Source organism: Caballeronia sp. A2-2 (genome assembly GCF_057612605.2).
Genome location: NZ_CM173618.1, coordinates 207,109 through 223,139 on the forward strand (window position 1 = coordinate 207,109; position 16,031 = coordinate 223,139).

The 16,031-nt window shown below is 55.7% G+C and carries 16 protein-coding genes; 14 read left to right on the forward strand and 2 right to left on the reverse strand.

What is annotated here, in order from left to right; translation table 11 throughout:
• The first annotated feature begins 1,370 nt into the window (after positions 1 to 1,370).
• The 8 genes from ACZCWR_RS24535 to ACZCWR_RS24570 all read left to right on the forward strand — a co-directional run bounded on the left by ACZCWR_RS24535 (position 1,371) and on the right by ACZCWR_RS24570 (position 7,516).
• Entirely contained in the window at positions 1,371 to 2,621 is a 1,251-nt protein-coding gene (locus tag ACZCWR_RS24535; protein WP_487305641.1) for an MFS transporter, read from the forward strand.
• Positions 2,622 to 2,741: 120 nt separating this feature from the next.
• Positions 2,742 to 3,830, forward strand: a complete 1,089-nt coding sequence (locus ACZCWR_RS24540) for a porin (RefSeq protein WP_487305642.1) — start codon at positions 2,742 to 2,744, stop codon at positions 3,828 to 3,830.
• Between the two features lie 195 nt (positions 3,831 to 4,025).
• The gene (locus tag ACZCWR_RS24545; RefSeq protein WP_487305643.1) at positions 4,026 to 4,883 is read left to right on the forward strand and encodes an alpha/beta fold hydrolase; all 858 of its coding nucleotides are present in this window, start codon (positions 4,026 to 4,028) and stop codon (positions 4,881 to 4,883) included.
• A 362-nt stretch (positions 4,884 to 5,245) separates the two neighbouring features.
• Positions 5,246 to 5,437, forward strand: coding sequence for an IS66 family insertion sequence element accessory protein TnpB (tnpB, locus tag ACZCWR_RS24550; RefSeq protein WP_487305644.1), 192 nt, complete (start codon positions 5,246 to 5,248; stop codon positions 5,435 to 5,437).
• Between the two features lie 63 nt (positions 5,438 to 5,500).
• Positions 5,501 to 5,674, forward strand: a complete 174-nt coding sequence (locus tag ACZCWR_RS24555) for a hypothetical protein (RefSeq protein WP_487305645.1) — start codon at positions 5,501 to 5,503, stop codon at positions 5,672 to 5,674.
• A 4-nt stretch (positions 5,675 to 5,678) separates the two neighbouring features.
• The gene (gene tnpC / locus ACZCWR_RS24560; RefSeq protein WP_487305646.1) at positions 5,679 to 6,902 is read left to right on the forward strand and encodes an IS66 family transposase; all 1,224 of its coding nucleotides are present in this window, start codon (positions 5,679 to 5,681) and stop codon (positions 6,900 to 6,902) included.
• A complete protein-coding gene (locus ACZCWR_RS24565) occupies positions 6,903 to 7,022 on the forward strand; it encodes a transposase domain-containing protein (protein ID WP_487305647.1) in 120 nt (39 codons plus the stop codon).
• 254 nt (positions 7,023 to 7,276) lie between these two features.
• Complete coding sequence (locus tag ACZCWR_RS24570; protein ID WP_487305648.1) at positions 7,277 to 7,516, forward strand: hypothetical protein; 240 nt, start codon at positions 7,277 to 7,279, stop codon at positions 7,514 to 7,516.
• Positions 7,517 to 7,678: 162 nt separating this feature from the next.
• Here ACZCWR_RS24570 and ACZCWR_RS24575 read toward each other — a convergent pair whose 3' ends face one another.
• Both ACZCWR_RS24575 and ACZCWR_RS24580 read right to left on the reverse strand, forming a co-directional pair.
• Positions 7,679 to 8,086, reverse strand: coding sequence for a BON domain-containing protein (locus ACZCWR_RS24575; protein ID WP_487305649.1), 408 nt, complete (start codon positions 8,084 to 8,086; stop codon positions 7,679 to 7,681).
• A gap of 713 nt (positions 8,087 to 8,799) precedes the next feature.
• The gene (locus ACZCWR_RS24580) at positions 8,800 to 9,744 is read right to left on the reverse strand and encodes a 2-hydroxyacid dehydrogenase (protein WP_487305650.1); all 945 of its coding nucleotides are present in this window, start codon (positions 9,742 to 9,744) and stop codon (positions 8,800 to 8,802) included.
• A gap of 192 nt (positions 9,745 to 9,936) precedes the next feature.
• Between ACZCWR_RS24580 and ACZCWR_RS24585 the strand changes: the two genes are divergently transcribed.
• The 6 genes from ACZCWR_RS24585 to ACZCWR_RS24610 all read left to right on the forward strand — a co-directional run bounded on the left by ACZCWR_RS24585 (position 9,937) and on the right by ACZCWR_RS24610 (position 15,814).
• Positions 9,937 to 10,980, forward strand: a complete 1,044-nt coding sequence (locus ACZCWR_RS24585; protein ID WP_487305651.1) for an NAD(P)-dependent oxidoreductase — start codon at positions 9,937 to 9,939, stop codon at positions 10,978 to 10,980.
• Positions 10,977 to 11,867, forward strand: a complete 891-nt coding sequence (locus ACZCWR_RS24590) for an amidohydrolase family protein (protein ID WP_487305652.1) — start codon at positions 10,977 to 10,979, stop codon at positions 11,865 to 11,867. Before ACZCWR_RS24585 ends, ACZCWR_RS24590 begins: the two co-directional genes overlap by 4 nt.
• A gap of 1 nt (position 11,868) precedes the next feature.
• Positions 11,869 to 12,594, forward strand: coding sequence for an enoyl-CoA hydratase/isomerase family protein (locus ACZCWR_RS24595; protein ID WP_487305653.1), 726 nt, complete (start codon positions 11,869 to 11,871; stop codon positions 12,592 to 12,594).
• 83 nt (positions 12,595 to 12,677) lie between these two features.
• Positions 12,678 to 13,877 carry a CaiB/BaiF CoA transferase family protein gene (locus ACZCWR_RS24600; RefSeq protein ID WP_487305654.1) on the forward strand — a complete coding sequence of 400 codons (1,200 nt, stop codon included), beginning with the start codon at positions 12,678 to 12,680 and terminating at the stop codon, positions 13,875 to 13,877.
• A 42-nt stretch (positions 13,878 to 13,919) separates the two neighbouring features.
• Complete coding sequence (locus ACZCWR_RS24605; RefSeq protein WP_487305655.1) at positions 13,920 to 14,618, forward strand: RraA family protein; 699 nt, start codon at positions 13,920 to 13,922, stop codon at positions 14,616 to 14,618.
• Positions 14,619 to 14,662: 44 nt separating this feature from the next.
• Positions 14,663 to 15,814: a mandelate racemase/muconate lactonizing enzyme family protein gene (locus tag ACZCWR_RS24610; protein WP_487305656.1), complete on the forward strand. Its 1,152-nt coding sequence runs from the start codon at positions 14,663 to 14,665 to the stop codon at positions 15,812 to 15,814.
• Positions 15,815 to 16,031 lie beyond the last annotated feature (217 nt).

The window sequence follows — 16,031 nt, forward strand, 5'->3', positions numbered from 1 at the left end:
TTCGAGAGGTCGGAGGTCGCTTCCGGACGACGAGGAGCGAAGCGTCGAACCGCTCACCGTCGTATGTAGCTGACAGCAGTTGGTCTGTCGCTCGAAACAATAAAATCCCATATCTAGAATCGACGAAGAGTACCACCGGCAACATATCCGGCTCAGGCCCCTATTGAACGTGAGGCATATCAGCCACTATCGATCTGTGGAGCTATAAGATCCTTGCCGAAGAAAACGGCAAGCACGCGCGCGCCTGCGCTTTAGGTGCAGTGACGCGTCGTCTGTCAGGAGGCACCAACCTGTGTCCGACTAAGGGTTGCACGGCTACGACGAGGTTGGAAACGCTTTCAGCCTAACGGTCTGCAACGGGTGGTGCGAGTTTTTGATTCGTTGTGGCGCAATCGAAAGGACGAACGTGGTCAGTTCGTCAATCGTTCGTCCCTGAGTCGTCGGTCAAACAGCAGTAACACTTCATCAATCGCAGAGGCGCGCTCGGCAGATACTGTCTGTGCCACTGACCATGCCCGCTTCGATGCTGGATATTTTCGTGGGCGCTCAGGACTATTGCCCGCCGAGCTCCCATCACGCCGACCTGTCGTTTGTCCATGCGAGCACGGCGATCTGCTAGCTGGTCTTTCGCCCACACGGGCACAACTAAGATCCAGCGCTTGCCAAATCCGGCGTGGCCTTGGCACGAGCACCCAGCATTGACACCAATTCTTTGGGCGCATGTGAAGATCGCATTCGACGTTAAAACAGTGTGGGTTAGCACAGACTCGCTGCACGACGAGCAACCTCTGAATCAGTCATTTGTTGAAGCTCGAAATTCCCCGCCCGAACTAATTCGAGATGACATCGCCTTGGGTAATGCTTACTACGCGTCTGCGGTCCGGCATCGGCTAGTTCGACGGCCCCGAGCAGGCTACATCTTCATACTTAGATGCGATGCCGACTCGCGCCCGCATAGATCCAACGAACATTATGCATACATTTATTCCACTATGAACCGGTTCCACGGCCGTTCCATGGAGCTTTTAAACCGCACCTCGGGAAAACACTTAAGGCACACATGATGCACCGCTTGCTCGGCCGAAGTATGACCAAAATACGAAATTTATGCTTCTATATCAGCAACTTAACGGAACCGCCGATCGCTTCACCGCTGGCAAGCGCAGGCGGTTAGAGGCGAAGCCTTGTTGAAATGTGTATCCATTTCCATAGTTTACGGTTGACACACCTTTTTTGAAGTCGTGTACTTGCAAGGACCGAAATGCATCCACTTTTGGTTCCCGCAGGTGGCGACAAGGATGTCATGTATGACCCGCCTGTGCCTGGGAGACCCTAGTAACGCTTGATCAGATAATTGTCCAGGAACAGATATGGAAACAAGTAACCAAGCGACGCCTTTCAAAGCGGATAACCTAAACAAGTCGAATGGGTCCGATGCTGCGGCGCCACCAAGGTATCGATGGGCGATTCTATTTGCCGCTTGGATGGCATTTATGCTCAGCTACGTCGACCGCGTCGCATGGAGCAGCGTGGCGGCACCCGTAGGGCAAAGCCTAGGACTCTCAGTGAGCATGCTGGGAGCTTTCGTTACCGCCTTCTACGTCGGCTACGTCGTCGCAAACGTAGCTGGCGGATTGCTTACCGACACCATAGGCGCTCGTCGCACGCTCACCTTCGCGTTGTTGCCGCTTGGCGCATCAACTTTCGCTTTTGGCTACACCAACTCGTTATCTTCAGGTATAGCACTGCAAGTCATCATGGGACTTACTGCAGGTGCCGATTACGCAGCTGGAATGAAGATTATCGCATCTTGGTTCGACCGCGAGCGCGGATTGGCAATGGGAATTTATGGTACGGCAACTTCGCTTGCGGTTGTCGTCAGCAATGCAATTGTCCCAACCATCTCTAAGAACTACGGATGGTCGCAGGCGTTTCATCTGCTTGGAATCGTAACTTTCGTCTGGGGCATCATCTGCTTTAAGTTGCTCCGCGACAGCCCGACGACCGTGAAGGCGCCTGCTATCAACCGTGCTGAGATTAGACAACTTCTTGCGAATCGAAACCTAATTTTAGTGTCGCTCGCCGGCTTCGCAGGTTTCTGGGCAACAGTAGGGTTTGGTGCATGGGGTAATGCTTTGATGACTAAGCAATACGGCCTTTCACCCGTTACAGCAGGTGCGATCTTGGCGACCTTTGGAATTGGCGCGATGATTTCCAAGCCTCTGCTTGGCTGGATGAGGGATCTCTTGGGACATGGTTCCGGAAAATACCTTCCAATCATCTGCTTGCTTTGCTTCTCCGGACTTTTGATTGTCTTCGCCCATTGCACGACCGAAACCGCTTTTTACATCGTCGCTCCGATCCTTGGCGCAGCCGCTTTCGGATACACCCCTTTGCTCTACGTTTTGTTGACAGAAGCGTCTGGCACCAAGGCCGCCGGAGCCGCGTCTGGCTTTACCAATGCCGTGTGGCAATTGGGAAGCGTGATCGCGCCGGTGGCTGTAGGTGTTGTCTATGGTGATACGCACTCCTTTTCGCTTGCCATCTATACCCTTGCCGCGGGTCCGCTTCTTGGCGCAGTGATCCTTTGTTTTTTGAGCAAGAAACCAGCAAAAGCGTAATTGTTAACTGCGAGCCTCTCCGTATCGTCGCTGCAACAAGCTTGTGCCATACATAGCCCGTAAAGAATCAAAAACGTCTTCCGTCAACTAAGTACAACTACCTAAATAAGGAAATTCACGATGAAGCGCTGGATCCTCGCCTGTGGTTTGATTCCATGCCTTACTAGCATCCCGGCATGGTCTCAAAGCTCGGTCACTCTCTTTGGCCGCATGGATGTGTCAGTTCAAACAGGGAATGCCGCAGGCACGCGAGTTACTCGACTCGACAGCAGCAACGTCGCGCCTTCAGTCTGGGGATTGCTGGGTGTCGAGGACCTCGGGGGAGGATACAAAGCGGTGTTTAAATTGGAAGATGGTTTCAATCCCACCACAGGCACAATAGCTGGATCGGGTGCGCTCTTCGGACGCGAGGCGTGGGTTGGCCTAGGGGGCCCTTTTGGTCAGGTCCAGTTCGGCGTCAATTACACTCCGTTCTTCACTACGTTAGTTACGTTTGCTCAAGGTCCGCTTTCAACGTGGGGCTGGGGCAACGCATCAAACAACTATTTTTTCCTGGGAACGACTCGCAACAGCAATTCGGTCCGATATAACTCTCCGACCTTCGCCGGCTTGACGCTCCGCGCAAGTTACTCGAATGGCGCCAATGGAGATCAGACGCTGCCAGCAGATCTTGGCCGAACGGTTTCCGTGGGACTGGCATATCGGCTCGGCCAATTTTCCGCTGATGTCGACTATCTGCAACAAAGCGCTGCAACAGCGACACCTCTCACCGCAGGATCGACTACCGTCCAAGGTAATTATGTGATGGCAGCGATGATGTACGACTTTGGCTGGATTCAGCCATCAATCATCTTTCAAACGCATCGCAATGGGCAGAACGTCGCAAGCGCAAGCACGACAACGTTCCAGAACCCCGACAACAACTATTACGATCTATCGGTGCTCATTCGCCATATCGGGCCCGGAATCATTCTGCTGGATTTTGGACAATACAAGCGCCTTGGCATGAGCTCTGGCGATTCAACCACCTACGCGATGCGCTACGACTACTCCCTGTCAAAACGGACTGGCGTCTATGCAGGCGTTGGCCACGTGCGCAATGGCAGCACGGCCTCGTTCTCAATGGCCGGTGCACAAGGAGCTGGTTTGCCCAATAAACCTGGCGGAAGCGTGACCTCGTTTGTACTCGGTATGATCTCGCGCTTCTAGTGACACGGATCGAGTAGGGAGTAAGAAGGCGAAAATCCCGTTCTAACTTCCACCGATCCGGACTGCCACGAAGTAGAAGATTCGGACGCGGAACAATCGTTTCCGCGGTATTTCTGGAAAAGTTTTTCTCATTATAATCAGCTCTTTCTACGACGCTCCCAATGTAGATCGGGCCTAGTGTGCGCGGAGAAGAATATGGATCGACGTAAAGCTTTGGGCTTGTCTGCAGCTGGCTTCGCAGCGGGCGTTCTCGCTGCATGTGGTGGGAGCGCTGACGCTGATAACAGCGTCACTGGAAAGCCAACCATAGTCATGGTTCACGGCGCTTGGCATTGGGGCGGCTGCTTCCTTAAAGCATCTAATTTGCTCGTATCTCAGGGCTATCCTGTCCTTCTGCCTGATCTTAAATCCCATGGTTATAGCGATGCTACATATGATCAGGTCACCGACATGGCGGACTACACCTCGTCGGTGAGTGCCATCCTTCAAGCAGCAACGTCCCCTGTCATTCTGCTTGGCCACAGTCTGGGAGGCGCAGCCCTAACGTATCTAGGCGAGCTATATCCAACCAAGATTAAAAAGTTAATTTATCTAACTGCCTTCATGACGCCGAGCGGTAAGTCGGCCAATGATTACATCGATTCTGCTTCTTACAACTCGGATCCTGCGGCAGCATCGCTCCGTCAACTCCTTTCTGGCACCCCCGATGGGAAGGGAGTCGCTTTGAATGTTGCCCGGCCCGACTTAATAAAGGACGCGTTTTACGCGGATTGCTCCGCTCATGACATTGCGATCGCGGCCGCGAATATCATTCCGATAAATTCATCGGTGCCAGGAGCTCAGATTTCAGCGACGACTGCTAAAAACTTTGGCTCGATCCCACGCGTCTTTATCGAATGTCTGAATGATCATGCTATCCCTATTGGACAGCAACGCAGAATGCAGGCAGATGTCGCGGGTGCGTCCGTGCTTACGTTGGCCTCGAGTCACTCTTCGTTTTTCTCCGAACCGCAGCAACTCGCCAACCTCATCCAGCAAGCTATCCAGATTTGAAGTAGTGGACATGATCACGTGGGGGCGTTTTAGTTTGGCAATCCGGGCGACGCGTCCTATACCAAACTCGCCGTGGGGAGCATGTACGCCATCATCATCGACGCGTGATCGCGTTACGTTATCGATCGCCGGCGTTCGCATCGAATTGAGTGGTGTGCATGCTGAACGCATTGTGCGCTTCGTGCTCGGACAGCTCGGCGGTGCACTGTGCTGATCGCCGCTGACGTCCAAGCTTACATCTGCCGCGAGCCGCTCGACATGCGCAAGTCGATTGACACGCTGTCGTATCTAATCGACCGCTTCTTGCGCAGAAGCCGGCTTCGGGCAACCTGTTCGCGTTCGTCGGCCGGGACCGCACGAAGGTGAAGTGCCTGTATTGGGATCGCACGGGGTTCGCGCTCTGGTACAAGCGTCTTGAGCATGGGCATTTCTCATCGCCCGCGGCACTGGCGCAACGTGGATTCACGCTCGCGGAGCTCAATGCATGGCCTGAAGGCATAGGAATTCCAGCGCGCGAACCTCATCGCGCCGTCGCCGTGACGCGCGTTGCGTAAGCGCCTGAATCGCGCATATTTCATGGCTCACGAAGCTTGTAAACGTCGCACGAGTTGGGCATCATGGTTGGTATGTTGCTCGCCGCCCTCACTGTCGGGGATCTGCCACTCGAGCTCGAGGCGCTGCAAGCCTTCGTACTCGAGCCGAACCGGCTCGCATGCGTGTTGTGGGAGCAACTGGAGAACCTGCAGCATCAGATCGCGCAGCTTTCGGGCTCGCTTCGGCGCGAGTTCTGAGCGCGTGCCGGGTCAGGCCGAATTATCCGACGCCGCCATGGATATGCCTGTTCCTCCGGAGCCGGCGAAGATCCCTGTCCCAAGGCACGCCCGCCGGGGACGCCCCGCATTGCCAAAGGACCTGCCACGCACGCGCGTCGAATATGACCTGAGCGACGAACAGAAGGCCCCATTCCACGCGCTCGAGCACATCGGCGAAGAGCGTAGCGAGACGCTGCATTATGAGCCGTCAAGGCTCACGGTCATTGAACACATCCGCTTCAAGTATGCGGCGAAGAAGGATGGCGAGTCGACCATCGTGACAGCGAGCGCTCAGCCCTCGCCGCTGCCCAAGAGTAATGCGAGCGCGAGTTTGCTCGCGAACATCCTGGTCAATACCTACGTTGATCATTTACCCCTGAATCGGCAGGAGATGCGCTATGCGCGTCGCGGTATTCACCTGCCGCGGGCAACGCTGTGTGAATGGAAGTTGGCCGCAGCAGAATTGCTCGGCGTGCTTATGCCGTCGCTGCGCTCACATCACTTGCAGGCACCGCGCATGCACTTCGACGACAAGACACTGTCTTCGCTTAAGAAGGGCCGCCAGACCACCCGCACTGCTCGATTATGGGGCTATCTGGGTGCGGGCCAACGCGAGGAGAACGGCGCTTGGGTAGATCACCCTCCGGCGGTCGTGTTCAAGCTCGCTGAATCACGCGCGGGCTCGCATCCGCAGCGTTACCTACGAACTTACAACGGCTACTTGCAGGCCGACGCATACAGCGGGCACGAGGCCCTCTACGAAACCGGCGACATCATCGCGGTCGGTTGTTGGGCGCACTGCCGCCGTCGGTTCTTTGAAATCGCCAAGACCCAAAGCAAGCCGGGACTGGCCGCACAGACGCTGGAACGGGTCGCCCAGCTATACGCCATTCAATCGCGAATCACCCATCTTACCCCTGACCGCAAATTAGCGGCGCGGCACGCGGAGGCATTGGCTGTACTGGTGAAGTTCCGTCAGTGGCTGGAAGGCAACGTTATCAGTTTGCCGACTCAGGCACCGCTCGACAAAGCATTTGGCTACGCGCTACGTCATTGGCAAGCGCTGATTCCCTACACTGAGAGCGGTGTTCTGTTACCGGACAACAACGCGTTGGAACGGCAAATCCGGCCGATTGCTCTTGGAAGAGTCAACTGGACCTTCGCGGGCTCGCCGCGAGGCGCTCGTGACACGGCCACCATGTATTGATTGCTCGGCACGGCTCGCTTAAACGGTTTCGAACCGTATGCATGGCTGAAGGAAACACTGGAGAAGTTGCCGTCGTATCCCGTCAATCGCGTGCATGAACTGCTGCCGCTTGCCCGCTAACTACCCCGACATTCATGGACATTCCTTCCGGTGGGCGCCCAGCGCCGAGTTGTATCGCCTCTATCTGACCACCGGCAAAATGCTCGATGACCCCGACGCATTCTCGAAGTCCGCCAACGACTGCACATCGCATGACCGTCAGATACATCGATGACAATCCGTTCGGCCCCCCTCAAAAGGCACTATCACCGAGCTGCGACATACGCAAGCGGTCGTACAGGACAACGTGACTCGACGCCGATGGGCAGTGTTGTATGCGGCAATTCTCCTCGATGCCACCGCAGCCCCCGATTCAAAAGGAAGCGCAGCCGCCGCTCCCGCGTCCGAAAGAATTCTTCATCGGCGACACCGTGGGATTCACCGATAAACATCTAAACGAGCGTGTCGCCGCCGTCGTCAAACTGAACGCCAAAACGGCGTCGATCGCCGTGACAAACTCCGAAGGACACTGGCGCGTCTCGTACGGTCTATTACCGAAAATCCTCGATATTTGATTGAAGCCCTGTCAACACGGGATGAGCTGACTGATACGTTGCAAATGCCTCCGCGAGCATGCATTTACACGGCCAGAAGTCGTCGGCAAATGCTCCAGAAGCTGCCTGAACCAAAGCGTATGCGAAGCCGCATAGTCAGGCGCAGGCAGCGTCATGTGTCAATCAATGGCCAGGATCCGAAATTGTAAGTCGATTATCAACATGGTTGACACCAGCTACGCGCGCAGCTGCTGCTCCCGAGGCGTCGATTTGGCTCTGATCCCTCACTGCACCCGTGATTGTGACAACGCCATTTCTGCTGACGACCTGTACGTTTGCCACATCCATTCCTTTCACCTTTCGAAGGGCGTTGCGAACAGCACGAGCTAACGCTCGATCTTGCTTGCGCAGTTGCTTTTTCGTGGCCACCGCGTTAGTGTTCGACGCCGCAGTAGTGTCCGACGCGCCCGGCGCAGTCTGGGCTTGCACCACGTGCATGGATGACAGGCAAAGCGTCACGCTAATCAGCATCAAGAGTCTACGTGCAGTCATACAGGATCCTCCCCTTAGTCGTGCCCACCTCGCATCCATCTGCAGTCGCAACCAATAAAACGCCCATCGCTCGATCTTTCAGCCGTTTGTCCATGGATGGTCGAAACATTGTTACAGCTACATTCAAGACAGTGGGACACGTATTAGTACGCTAAAATTCTCGTCACGCCCGCTCGCCAATAGCGCCACCAACTCACGCTTGACGAATTACGGGCGATCAACATAAATGTATCCATTTTTGCATTCGAAAACAAGCGCTCAACTCGAGATTCAGCAGTTCGGGCCGTAAGTGTCCCGCTACAAGTATTAACGCCGATCCAATACCGCCCCCCGGAATGCCTCTGATACAGCATGCCGATAGCACTGGTCCTTCAATTTTCTCTCGACTGCCGACCAACAATCCAATCTTTTCCGCGGACTGCCGGTAGCAACTGCGGACGACCGACATATTCGGGGAACTGTTCATGGCTGTACGTCATCCAACACGATTCGTGTTGCAGCAAACCTTCCTCGGCCCGACATCTAAGCCACTTGTAAAATGGAAAAACCTGACGTCGCATCAACCGACCAGATAACTGAAGGCGTTGCTCGGAGGCGTTCCCTTCAAAAAGAGCGAAGCTAAGCGAGACGATCACCCCGTTCGACGAAAGCTTGCCGCTTGAATTTGTCCGTCACCTGCTGCTAAGACCAGCACTTCTGACGATAGCTGGGGCCCGTCGCCGGGCCATCCTCTTACCGATCTGCTTAGACACTTACAAAGCCGAGCTGACAACTCCTTTGCCTTCGAAGAAGGAAGCGAGGTTGTCTTCAACTCGCTGCATCATGGCCGCCCTCGTTTCCACCGTATTACTGGCAACGTGAGGGGTCAGCACGACGTTATCGAGGCGTGCAAGTTCCTCAGGCACACCCGGTTCTTCCTCGAACACATCGAGACCTGCGCCGGCGATGCGTTTATCGCGCAGGAATTCGATAAGAGCCTTCTCGTCCACCACGGACCCACGTGCAACGTTGATGAGGAAACCTTTGGGACCCAGAGCGGTCAAGACGTCGGTCGAAACCAGCTTGTTCGTAGCAGGGCCACCGGCGCTTGCGAGCACGAGGAAATCAGCCCATTCCGCAAGCTCAACCGGCGACGAGGCGTATTGGAACTGACTGCCTTCGATCTGTCGGCGGTTGTGATACCGCACGTCCATGTCGAAACCTGCAGCTCTGCGTGCGATCACCGAGCCGATACGTCCCAAACCGATGATGCCCAATCGCTTGCCTGAGACCCGTGTAGTTTGCGGAAAACCACCTTTGTGCCAGTCTCCGCGGCGCACAAACGCATCTGCTTTTGTGATGCTGCGCGAGACATCCAGGAGCAGCGCGAAGGCGATGTCAGCAACACAATCATTCAATACCTCTGGTGTGTAACCGACAGCAATGTTGCGTTCACGGAGCAAGGGAAGATCCAGACCGTCCAGACCGACACCGAGACTCGACACCACCTTCAGGTTGGGAAGTGCATCCAGAAGCGGGCGCTTAGCGCCAAACTTCGGATTGGTAGCAAGCGCTTCGAAGCTCGCGCCTTCCGCTTTGAGAAACGCCTCCTGCTCTTGTTGCGCCGCGGGAAGAATTCGTGCGTCGTACGCTTTTTCCAGGCGAGCTTGCAATGCCGGAAGCAGTGCACCTTGGGGGATGAGGAGCCGATGTGCCATAGCAGGGACCTTTAACTGGTTGAAGAAACGCGATCTAAATGTGTCCACATTTGTCTCACAGTGTTAGCATACTACCTAATCGAGGCGTACGCATCTCTCGATTTCACTCGTTCAACGACGACATGGTTTGGCCCGATAAGTCAGTCGCATGCTGCGACTGAGCCCGACCAATGAAGCGTGCCTTTCTAGGAGATGACAAACATCATGGGCAGACTTAAGGCATTCCTTACATACACTGATTACGAGCTCGCGAGCTACTACAGCGTCGCTGGGCTTGAGAAGCTCAAAAGTGCAGTCGACGTTGTGATGAACGAAACAGGACGCGTACTTCAAGGCGACGAGTTAGTTGAGGCGGCAAAAGGATGCCAAATCATTCTGGCTCATCGCTCGTCTAATGGTTCGGCTCAGATCTTCGACGGCTCGCCTGACCTTATTGCGTTCTGCCGCGCCGCTGTCGACATCAGCACCGTCGATGTGCAATCGGCAAGTAAGAATGGTGTTCTGGTGACCCGCGCAAGCGCCGGTTTCGGCACCGCAGTCTCAGAGCTGGCCTTAGCCATGGTGTTCGACCTGGCACGGGGTGTCTCACGGGCCAGAAGCGCATACGCTCATGGCGACGAGCCGGTATTGCCGAAGGGCCTTCAGGTCAGCTCGTCCACCATCGGCATCGTTGGCTACGGCACTATCGGAGCACGCCTTGCCGAACTCGCTGGCGGGCTCGGCATGAATGTCAAAGTCGCAGATCCTTATGCTGATCAGCAAAAACTTGGCAAGTTGGCCGCGAGTTTTGATGAAGTCCTCGCGACCTCCGATTTCGTCGTCTGTCTCGCCGCGGCCACGCCGAACACCGAGAATATGTTCGATTCGACGGCATTTTCCCGGATGAAAAGTGGCGCGAGCTTCCTCAACCTTTCCCGCGGCCAACTCGTAGATGAGGATGCACTCGAAGAAGCGTTGGATCGAGGACATCTTCGCGGAGCAGGTCTCGACGTCGGTCGCGCTCCCGATCAGAAGCCGCATCCGCGATTCATCGGTCGCGGTGACGTTGTCGTAATGCCCCACGTTGGTGGGATGACTGCCGCAGCACGCGAACATCAAACGATGGACACCGTTAATCAAATCACGGCGCTCGCCAACGGCAGGATTCCGCCTCATTCCGTGAACTTGGAGCATGCGTACCGACTTGAGCGAGTAGGCATCAACCCGGCTGCTGAATTCGCAAAAAGGGGCCAATGATGACGTCGCTCGCGACTTGGAGCGCCGGTGAGCAGCCTGCGAAGCTCGTAGCGTTTCCGTACAGCGTAGATTGCCATCACCACATCTACGATAACCGCTTCCCGTACGCCGAAGGCGTAACTCTACGCCCGGCAGATGCGACGGTCGCACAGTACCGGATGCTACAAGAACGTCTTGGAATTTTCCGAAGCGTCGTTGTACAGCCGTCGAGCTATGGCACCGACAACAGTTGCTTGATGGACGCCTTACAGCAATTCGGCAGCGATTCGGCACGCGGTATTGCTGTCATTGACCATCGCACCACCGATTCGGACATCGTGGCAATGCACGAGGCCGGCGTTCGCGGCATTCGCTTCAATCTGTCACGACCTGCTGGCGCCAACATTGATCAACTTGATGAACTTGCTCGCAGAGTCGCTGAATTTGGCTGGCATGTTCAAGTACACACGATGGGTACGGGCTATCTCCATCTGGAAAAGCACCTGGCGCAATTGCCGGTGCCTGTCGTTATCGATCATCTCGGACGAGTGCCTCAGCCCGAAGGCGTCACACATGAAGTGTTCGCCGCCCTCCGCCGCCTTGTTGACAACGGTCGAACGTGGATGAAGGTCTCCGGGGCGTACCACGACAGTTTAGTTGGCGGCCCCACGTACGCTGATACGGGTCGCATGGTGACTGAATGGCTCACGTATGCTCCGGACCGCGTGGTTTGGGGAACTGACTGGCCGCATCCGGCGGCAATGAATGGCGAAAAGCCTATGCCGGACGACGCTCGATTGCTCGACCTCCTTGGCGAGTGGGCTCCGAATGACACCGTACTCAGGAAGGTGCTGGTGGACAACCCGAACGCGCTTTATGGATTCACCGTAGGCGACCGGGAGATCTAACATGTCTCATATCGTTGTGACAGAAAACAAGGCGTGGGCACACATCCGCATCAACCGTCCCGAAAAGCGAAATGCTCTGAATCAGTCTGCGCGCCTCGATTTACTTGATGCGTTCAAGTCGCTTTCGGGGAGGGTCAATGCGGTGGTCGTCACCGGGTCGGATCAATGGTTCTGCTGCGGTGCGGACATCAAGGAGCGCGCCCAGAATATCGCCGACGGCAAACCTGACGATACTGGACCTCAAGGCATCCAATTGGCAATGGCCATCCGGGAATTCCCGGGTGTTGTCATAGCTGCAGTAAATGGACTGGCACTTGGGTACGGCGTCAATCTCATCAATGCCTGCGACCTAGCCGTCGGAAGTGACCAGGCAAAGCTGGGGCTGCCGGAGCTTAGGTCTGCAGGCTTTGCAAGTATGTCGGCGGCGAGCAGCCATCTGTCGGGCCTCAACCGCAAGCGTCTGGGCTGGATGCTTTACAACACAGAGCCAATCAATGCTGGCACGGCGCTCTCTTGGGGTTTGCTCAATGAAGTCGCAATGGCTGAGGATCTCGAGTCTCACGTTCAAGAACTTGCCGAAAAGATCGGAAGCTACGACAGCGACGTGTTGACCGAGACGAAGTTCGCAATCGCGAAGCTACCCGATTTCACCAGCGACTGGCGTTCCGCGCTCAACTACGGACAAGAGGTCGCAGCGCATATCAAAGTCCGTCTGGCCAGCCGATAACCGCCGCCCCGTCCGGCCGAACTCCGATGTCGGTGCGACAGTCGACGGGCATTGAGTATCCTTTCTACGCAGAGATTTGAATCATGTCATTCCCGCTCAACGGCTATCGAGTTCTCGACCTGACAAACGTGCTCTCTGGCCCGTTTGCATGTCATCAACTGGCACACTTCGGTGCTGAGGTTGTAAAGGTTGAAAATCCTAAAGGCGGCGATCTAGCACGCCAGCTTGGCGCCGATCCAGACCTTGTAAAGCTCAATATGGGCATTTCGTTCCTGGCACAGAATGCCGGGAAACGATCGATTACCATCGACTTCAAGAAGCCTGAAGGAAAGGAAGTCTTCCGCGATTTGGTTAAAAGCGCCGACGTCGTCGTCGAGAATTTCCGGCCCGGCGTGATGGATCGCTTGGGCATCGGCTATCAGGACCTACTGAAGGTAAATCCGAAGCTGGTCTACTGTGCCATTACCGGATTCGGACAGGACGGCCCCCTTGCGCACCGCCCCGCTTACGACCAGATCATTCAAGGCATGACAGGCGTGATGTCAATCACAGGAGCTCCTGACACGGCGCCCTACCGCGTCGGGTATCCGGTAGCAGACACAGTTGGTGGTCTGACTGCTGCATTTGCTGTCGCCGCGGCGCTTGCTCAACCGAATCGCACCACCGGCACGTATCTTGACGTGTCTATGCTCGCGTCGACGATGATTTCGATGGGTTGGGCAATGTCCAACATGCTTATTGCTAATAAAGAGCCGGCTCCAATGGGCAACGAGAACGTTACCGCAAGCCCGTCCGGCACGTTCAAGACCGGAAGTGGCCTGCTCAACATCTCGGCAAACAAACAAGAACAATTCGAAGCACTGTGCAATATCGTCGGACGCCCGGAACTCTATTCGGACGAACGCTTTTTCGAGCGTCATGCACGTCTTAAGCATCGTTTCGAGCTGCGTGAAGAGCTGGAAAAGGGTCTTGCGGCGCGCAGCGCGGACGAGTGGACGGACCTTCTGAATGATGCCGATGTCCCGTCAGGCCCTGTCTATTCCGTTTCGCAAGCACTTGCCCAGCCGCAAATCTCGGAACGCGGCTTTGTTTCTGAGTTCAAGGACGTGCCCGGTGTCAACCGTGATCTGAAACTCGTCCGTACCGGCGTCAAGGTGAACGGTGGTGACCCCACCGTGGATTTTCCACCACGAACGCTGGGGGCTGACACCAACGACATTCTTCACGATCTGGGCTTTTCTGACGAACGCATCGAGCAACTGCGCGCGGCTAAAGCTATCTAGGCCCCTCGCCCTACCTTCAAGACGTACCACCGGAGACACGTCATGACCGAGAACCCAAATGTAGACTGGCCTGCCGGCTATCGCATCAACCCCCGCGTGACATCCGTGACACAGGAAATAATCGATGCATACAAGAAACTGCCGGCTGCTGCGGTGGGTGACGCGATGAGTCGAAGCGTAGGCACTTATGGGCTCAGGCAATATCACAGCGGTCTGAATATCACGATGTGTGGTCCGGCGGTCACCGTTCGAGTTCGGCCCGGCGACAATTTGATGATTCACAAGGCACTCATGATGGTGCAGCCAGGTGATGTCCTCGTCGTCGATGGAGGCGCTGATGTCACACAAGCGATCATGGGTGGCCTAATGCGCACCACTTGTATCACGAAGCGCCTCGCAGGTATCGTTGTTGATGGAGCGGTTCGTGACCTCGCCGAGTGGGCCGAGGATGGTATGCCTTGCTTCGCCCGCGCTCATACTACGCGGGGGCCGTCGAAAGACGGTCCAGGGGAAATCAACGTGCCCATTGTCTGCGCTGGCTTGGCGGTTCTTCCCGGCGACATAGTCATCGGCGATGCAGACGGAATCGTCGCAGTTCCTGCTGCCGACGCCGAACGAATTCTGCGCAAGACGCTGGAGCATCTCAAACGTGAAGATGCAATCAGAGAATCGAATCGCACTGGCACCTCGGACCCAGAACGTTTCGATGCGGTTTTGCGGGCCAAAGGGCTGCCGATCTAAGTGAGTCCCAGCGCCTCAACCTACGACCCCTGAGTTCGAAGAATATGAAGATTTCGTCAATTCAATGTTTTACAGTAGACCCGGGCTTCCGCAGCCGGACCTGGATTTTCGTGAAAGTGTCAACGGATGCAGGCATCCATGGTTGGGGCGAGGCATACACACTACGCGGGCGGGACCGGGCGATCGTTGGACAGATTGGCGAGCTCGGTAACGCAAGCCTAGGCCGAAGCCCTTTTGACATCAAGCATTTCACGCAAGTCGTGCAAGACGATTTCGCGCAGCGGCGCAGTTCTTTTGAGCTGTATTGCGCACAAAGCGCAATCGAGCAGGCGATGTGGGACATCGTTGGCAAGGCTTCTGGTCAGCCCGTCTACAATCTCTTGGGCGGCAAGTGCCGTGAAAAGATCAGGGTGTATGCAAACGGGTGGAGTGACCACTGTCGTACGCCAGACGAGTTCGCTGAAGCCGCAGCGGCAGTTGTAAAAAAAGGCTTTACGGCAATCAAATTGTCTCCTCTGCAAGGTACGTGGCGCACATACGTGCCTCGCGAGCACGAGCACCACGTAGTCGCCGTGATTCGTGCCGTTCGAGAGGCAGTCGGCCCGAAGGTCGACATCTTGCTTGATATGTTGCGGCGACTGAACGCTGGATCCGCTAGTCGCCTAGGCAAGCAGCTCGAGGAGTTTGATCTGCACTGGTACGAAGAGCCTTGCTTGGCCGAGAACATCGATGCTCTGGCCGAAGTTCGCAGCAAGGTTAATATTCCGATTGTCACTGGGGAGACTCTTTACGGAAAAGCATCATTTCAGCCAGTGTTCGATCGCCGAGCCGCGGATATCCTGAATCCGGATATCTGCAATGTGGGGGGCATACTGGAATTGAAGGAAATCGGCGCGATGGCTGAGCCGCATTTCATTGCGATCTCGCCGCATAATTTCAACTCCACTACGGTGGCACTCAATGCAACAATTCATGCGGGCGCGGTCATGCCCAACTTCACGTTGACGGAGTACTATCTGCCGTTTGCTGAATTCGCTGCAAAGATTTGCCCGACGCAGTTGGTACCTGAAGACGGTTTTATCGCCCTTCCACAAGCTCCGGGCTTAGGCATTGACCTCGATGAATCCCTCCTACAGAAGTTCGAAGGGTTTGCAGGTGCAGCGCCGGCCTTGGTCAGTCCGGCAAGCGAGCGCTAAACAGGATACTTCTTGCGACTGTTGTAGACGCTTCGACTGAGACGGGGTCTGCGAATCAGCTGCCGTCGACGCCCGATGTTCAAGCTTCTTCTCGAGGCAGCCACCTCGACATCGATGGCTTCCTCAAGGAGGCGTTCATCTGCTTGCCCTTTAGTTGCCTGCTGCGCCGGTCGAGCTGCCGGCGCTTGGGGATTCGATCTCACACTACAGATATCGA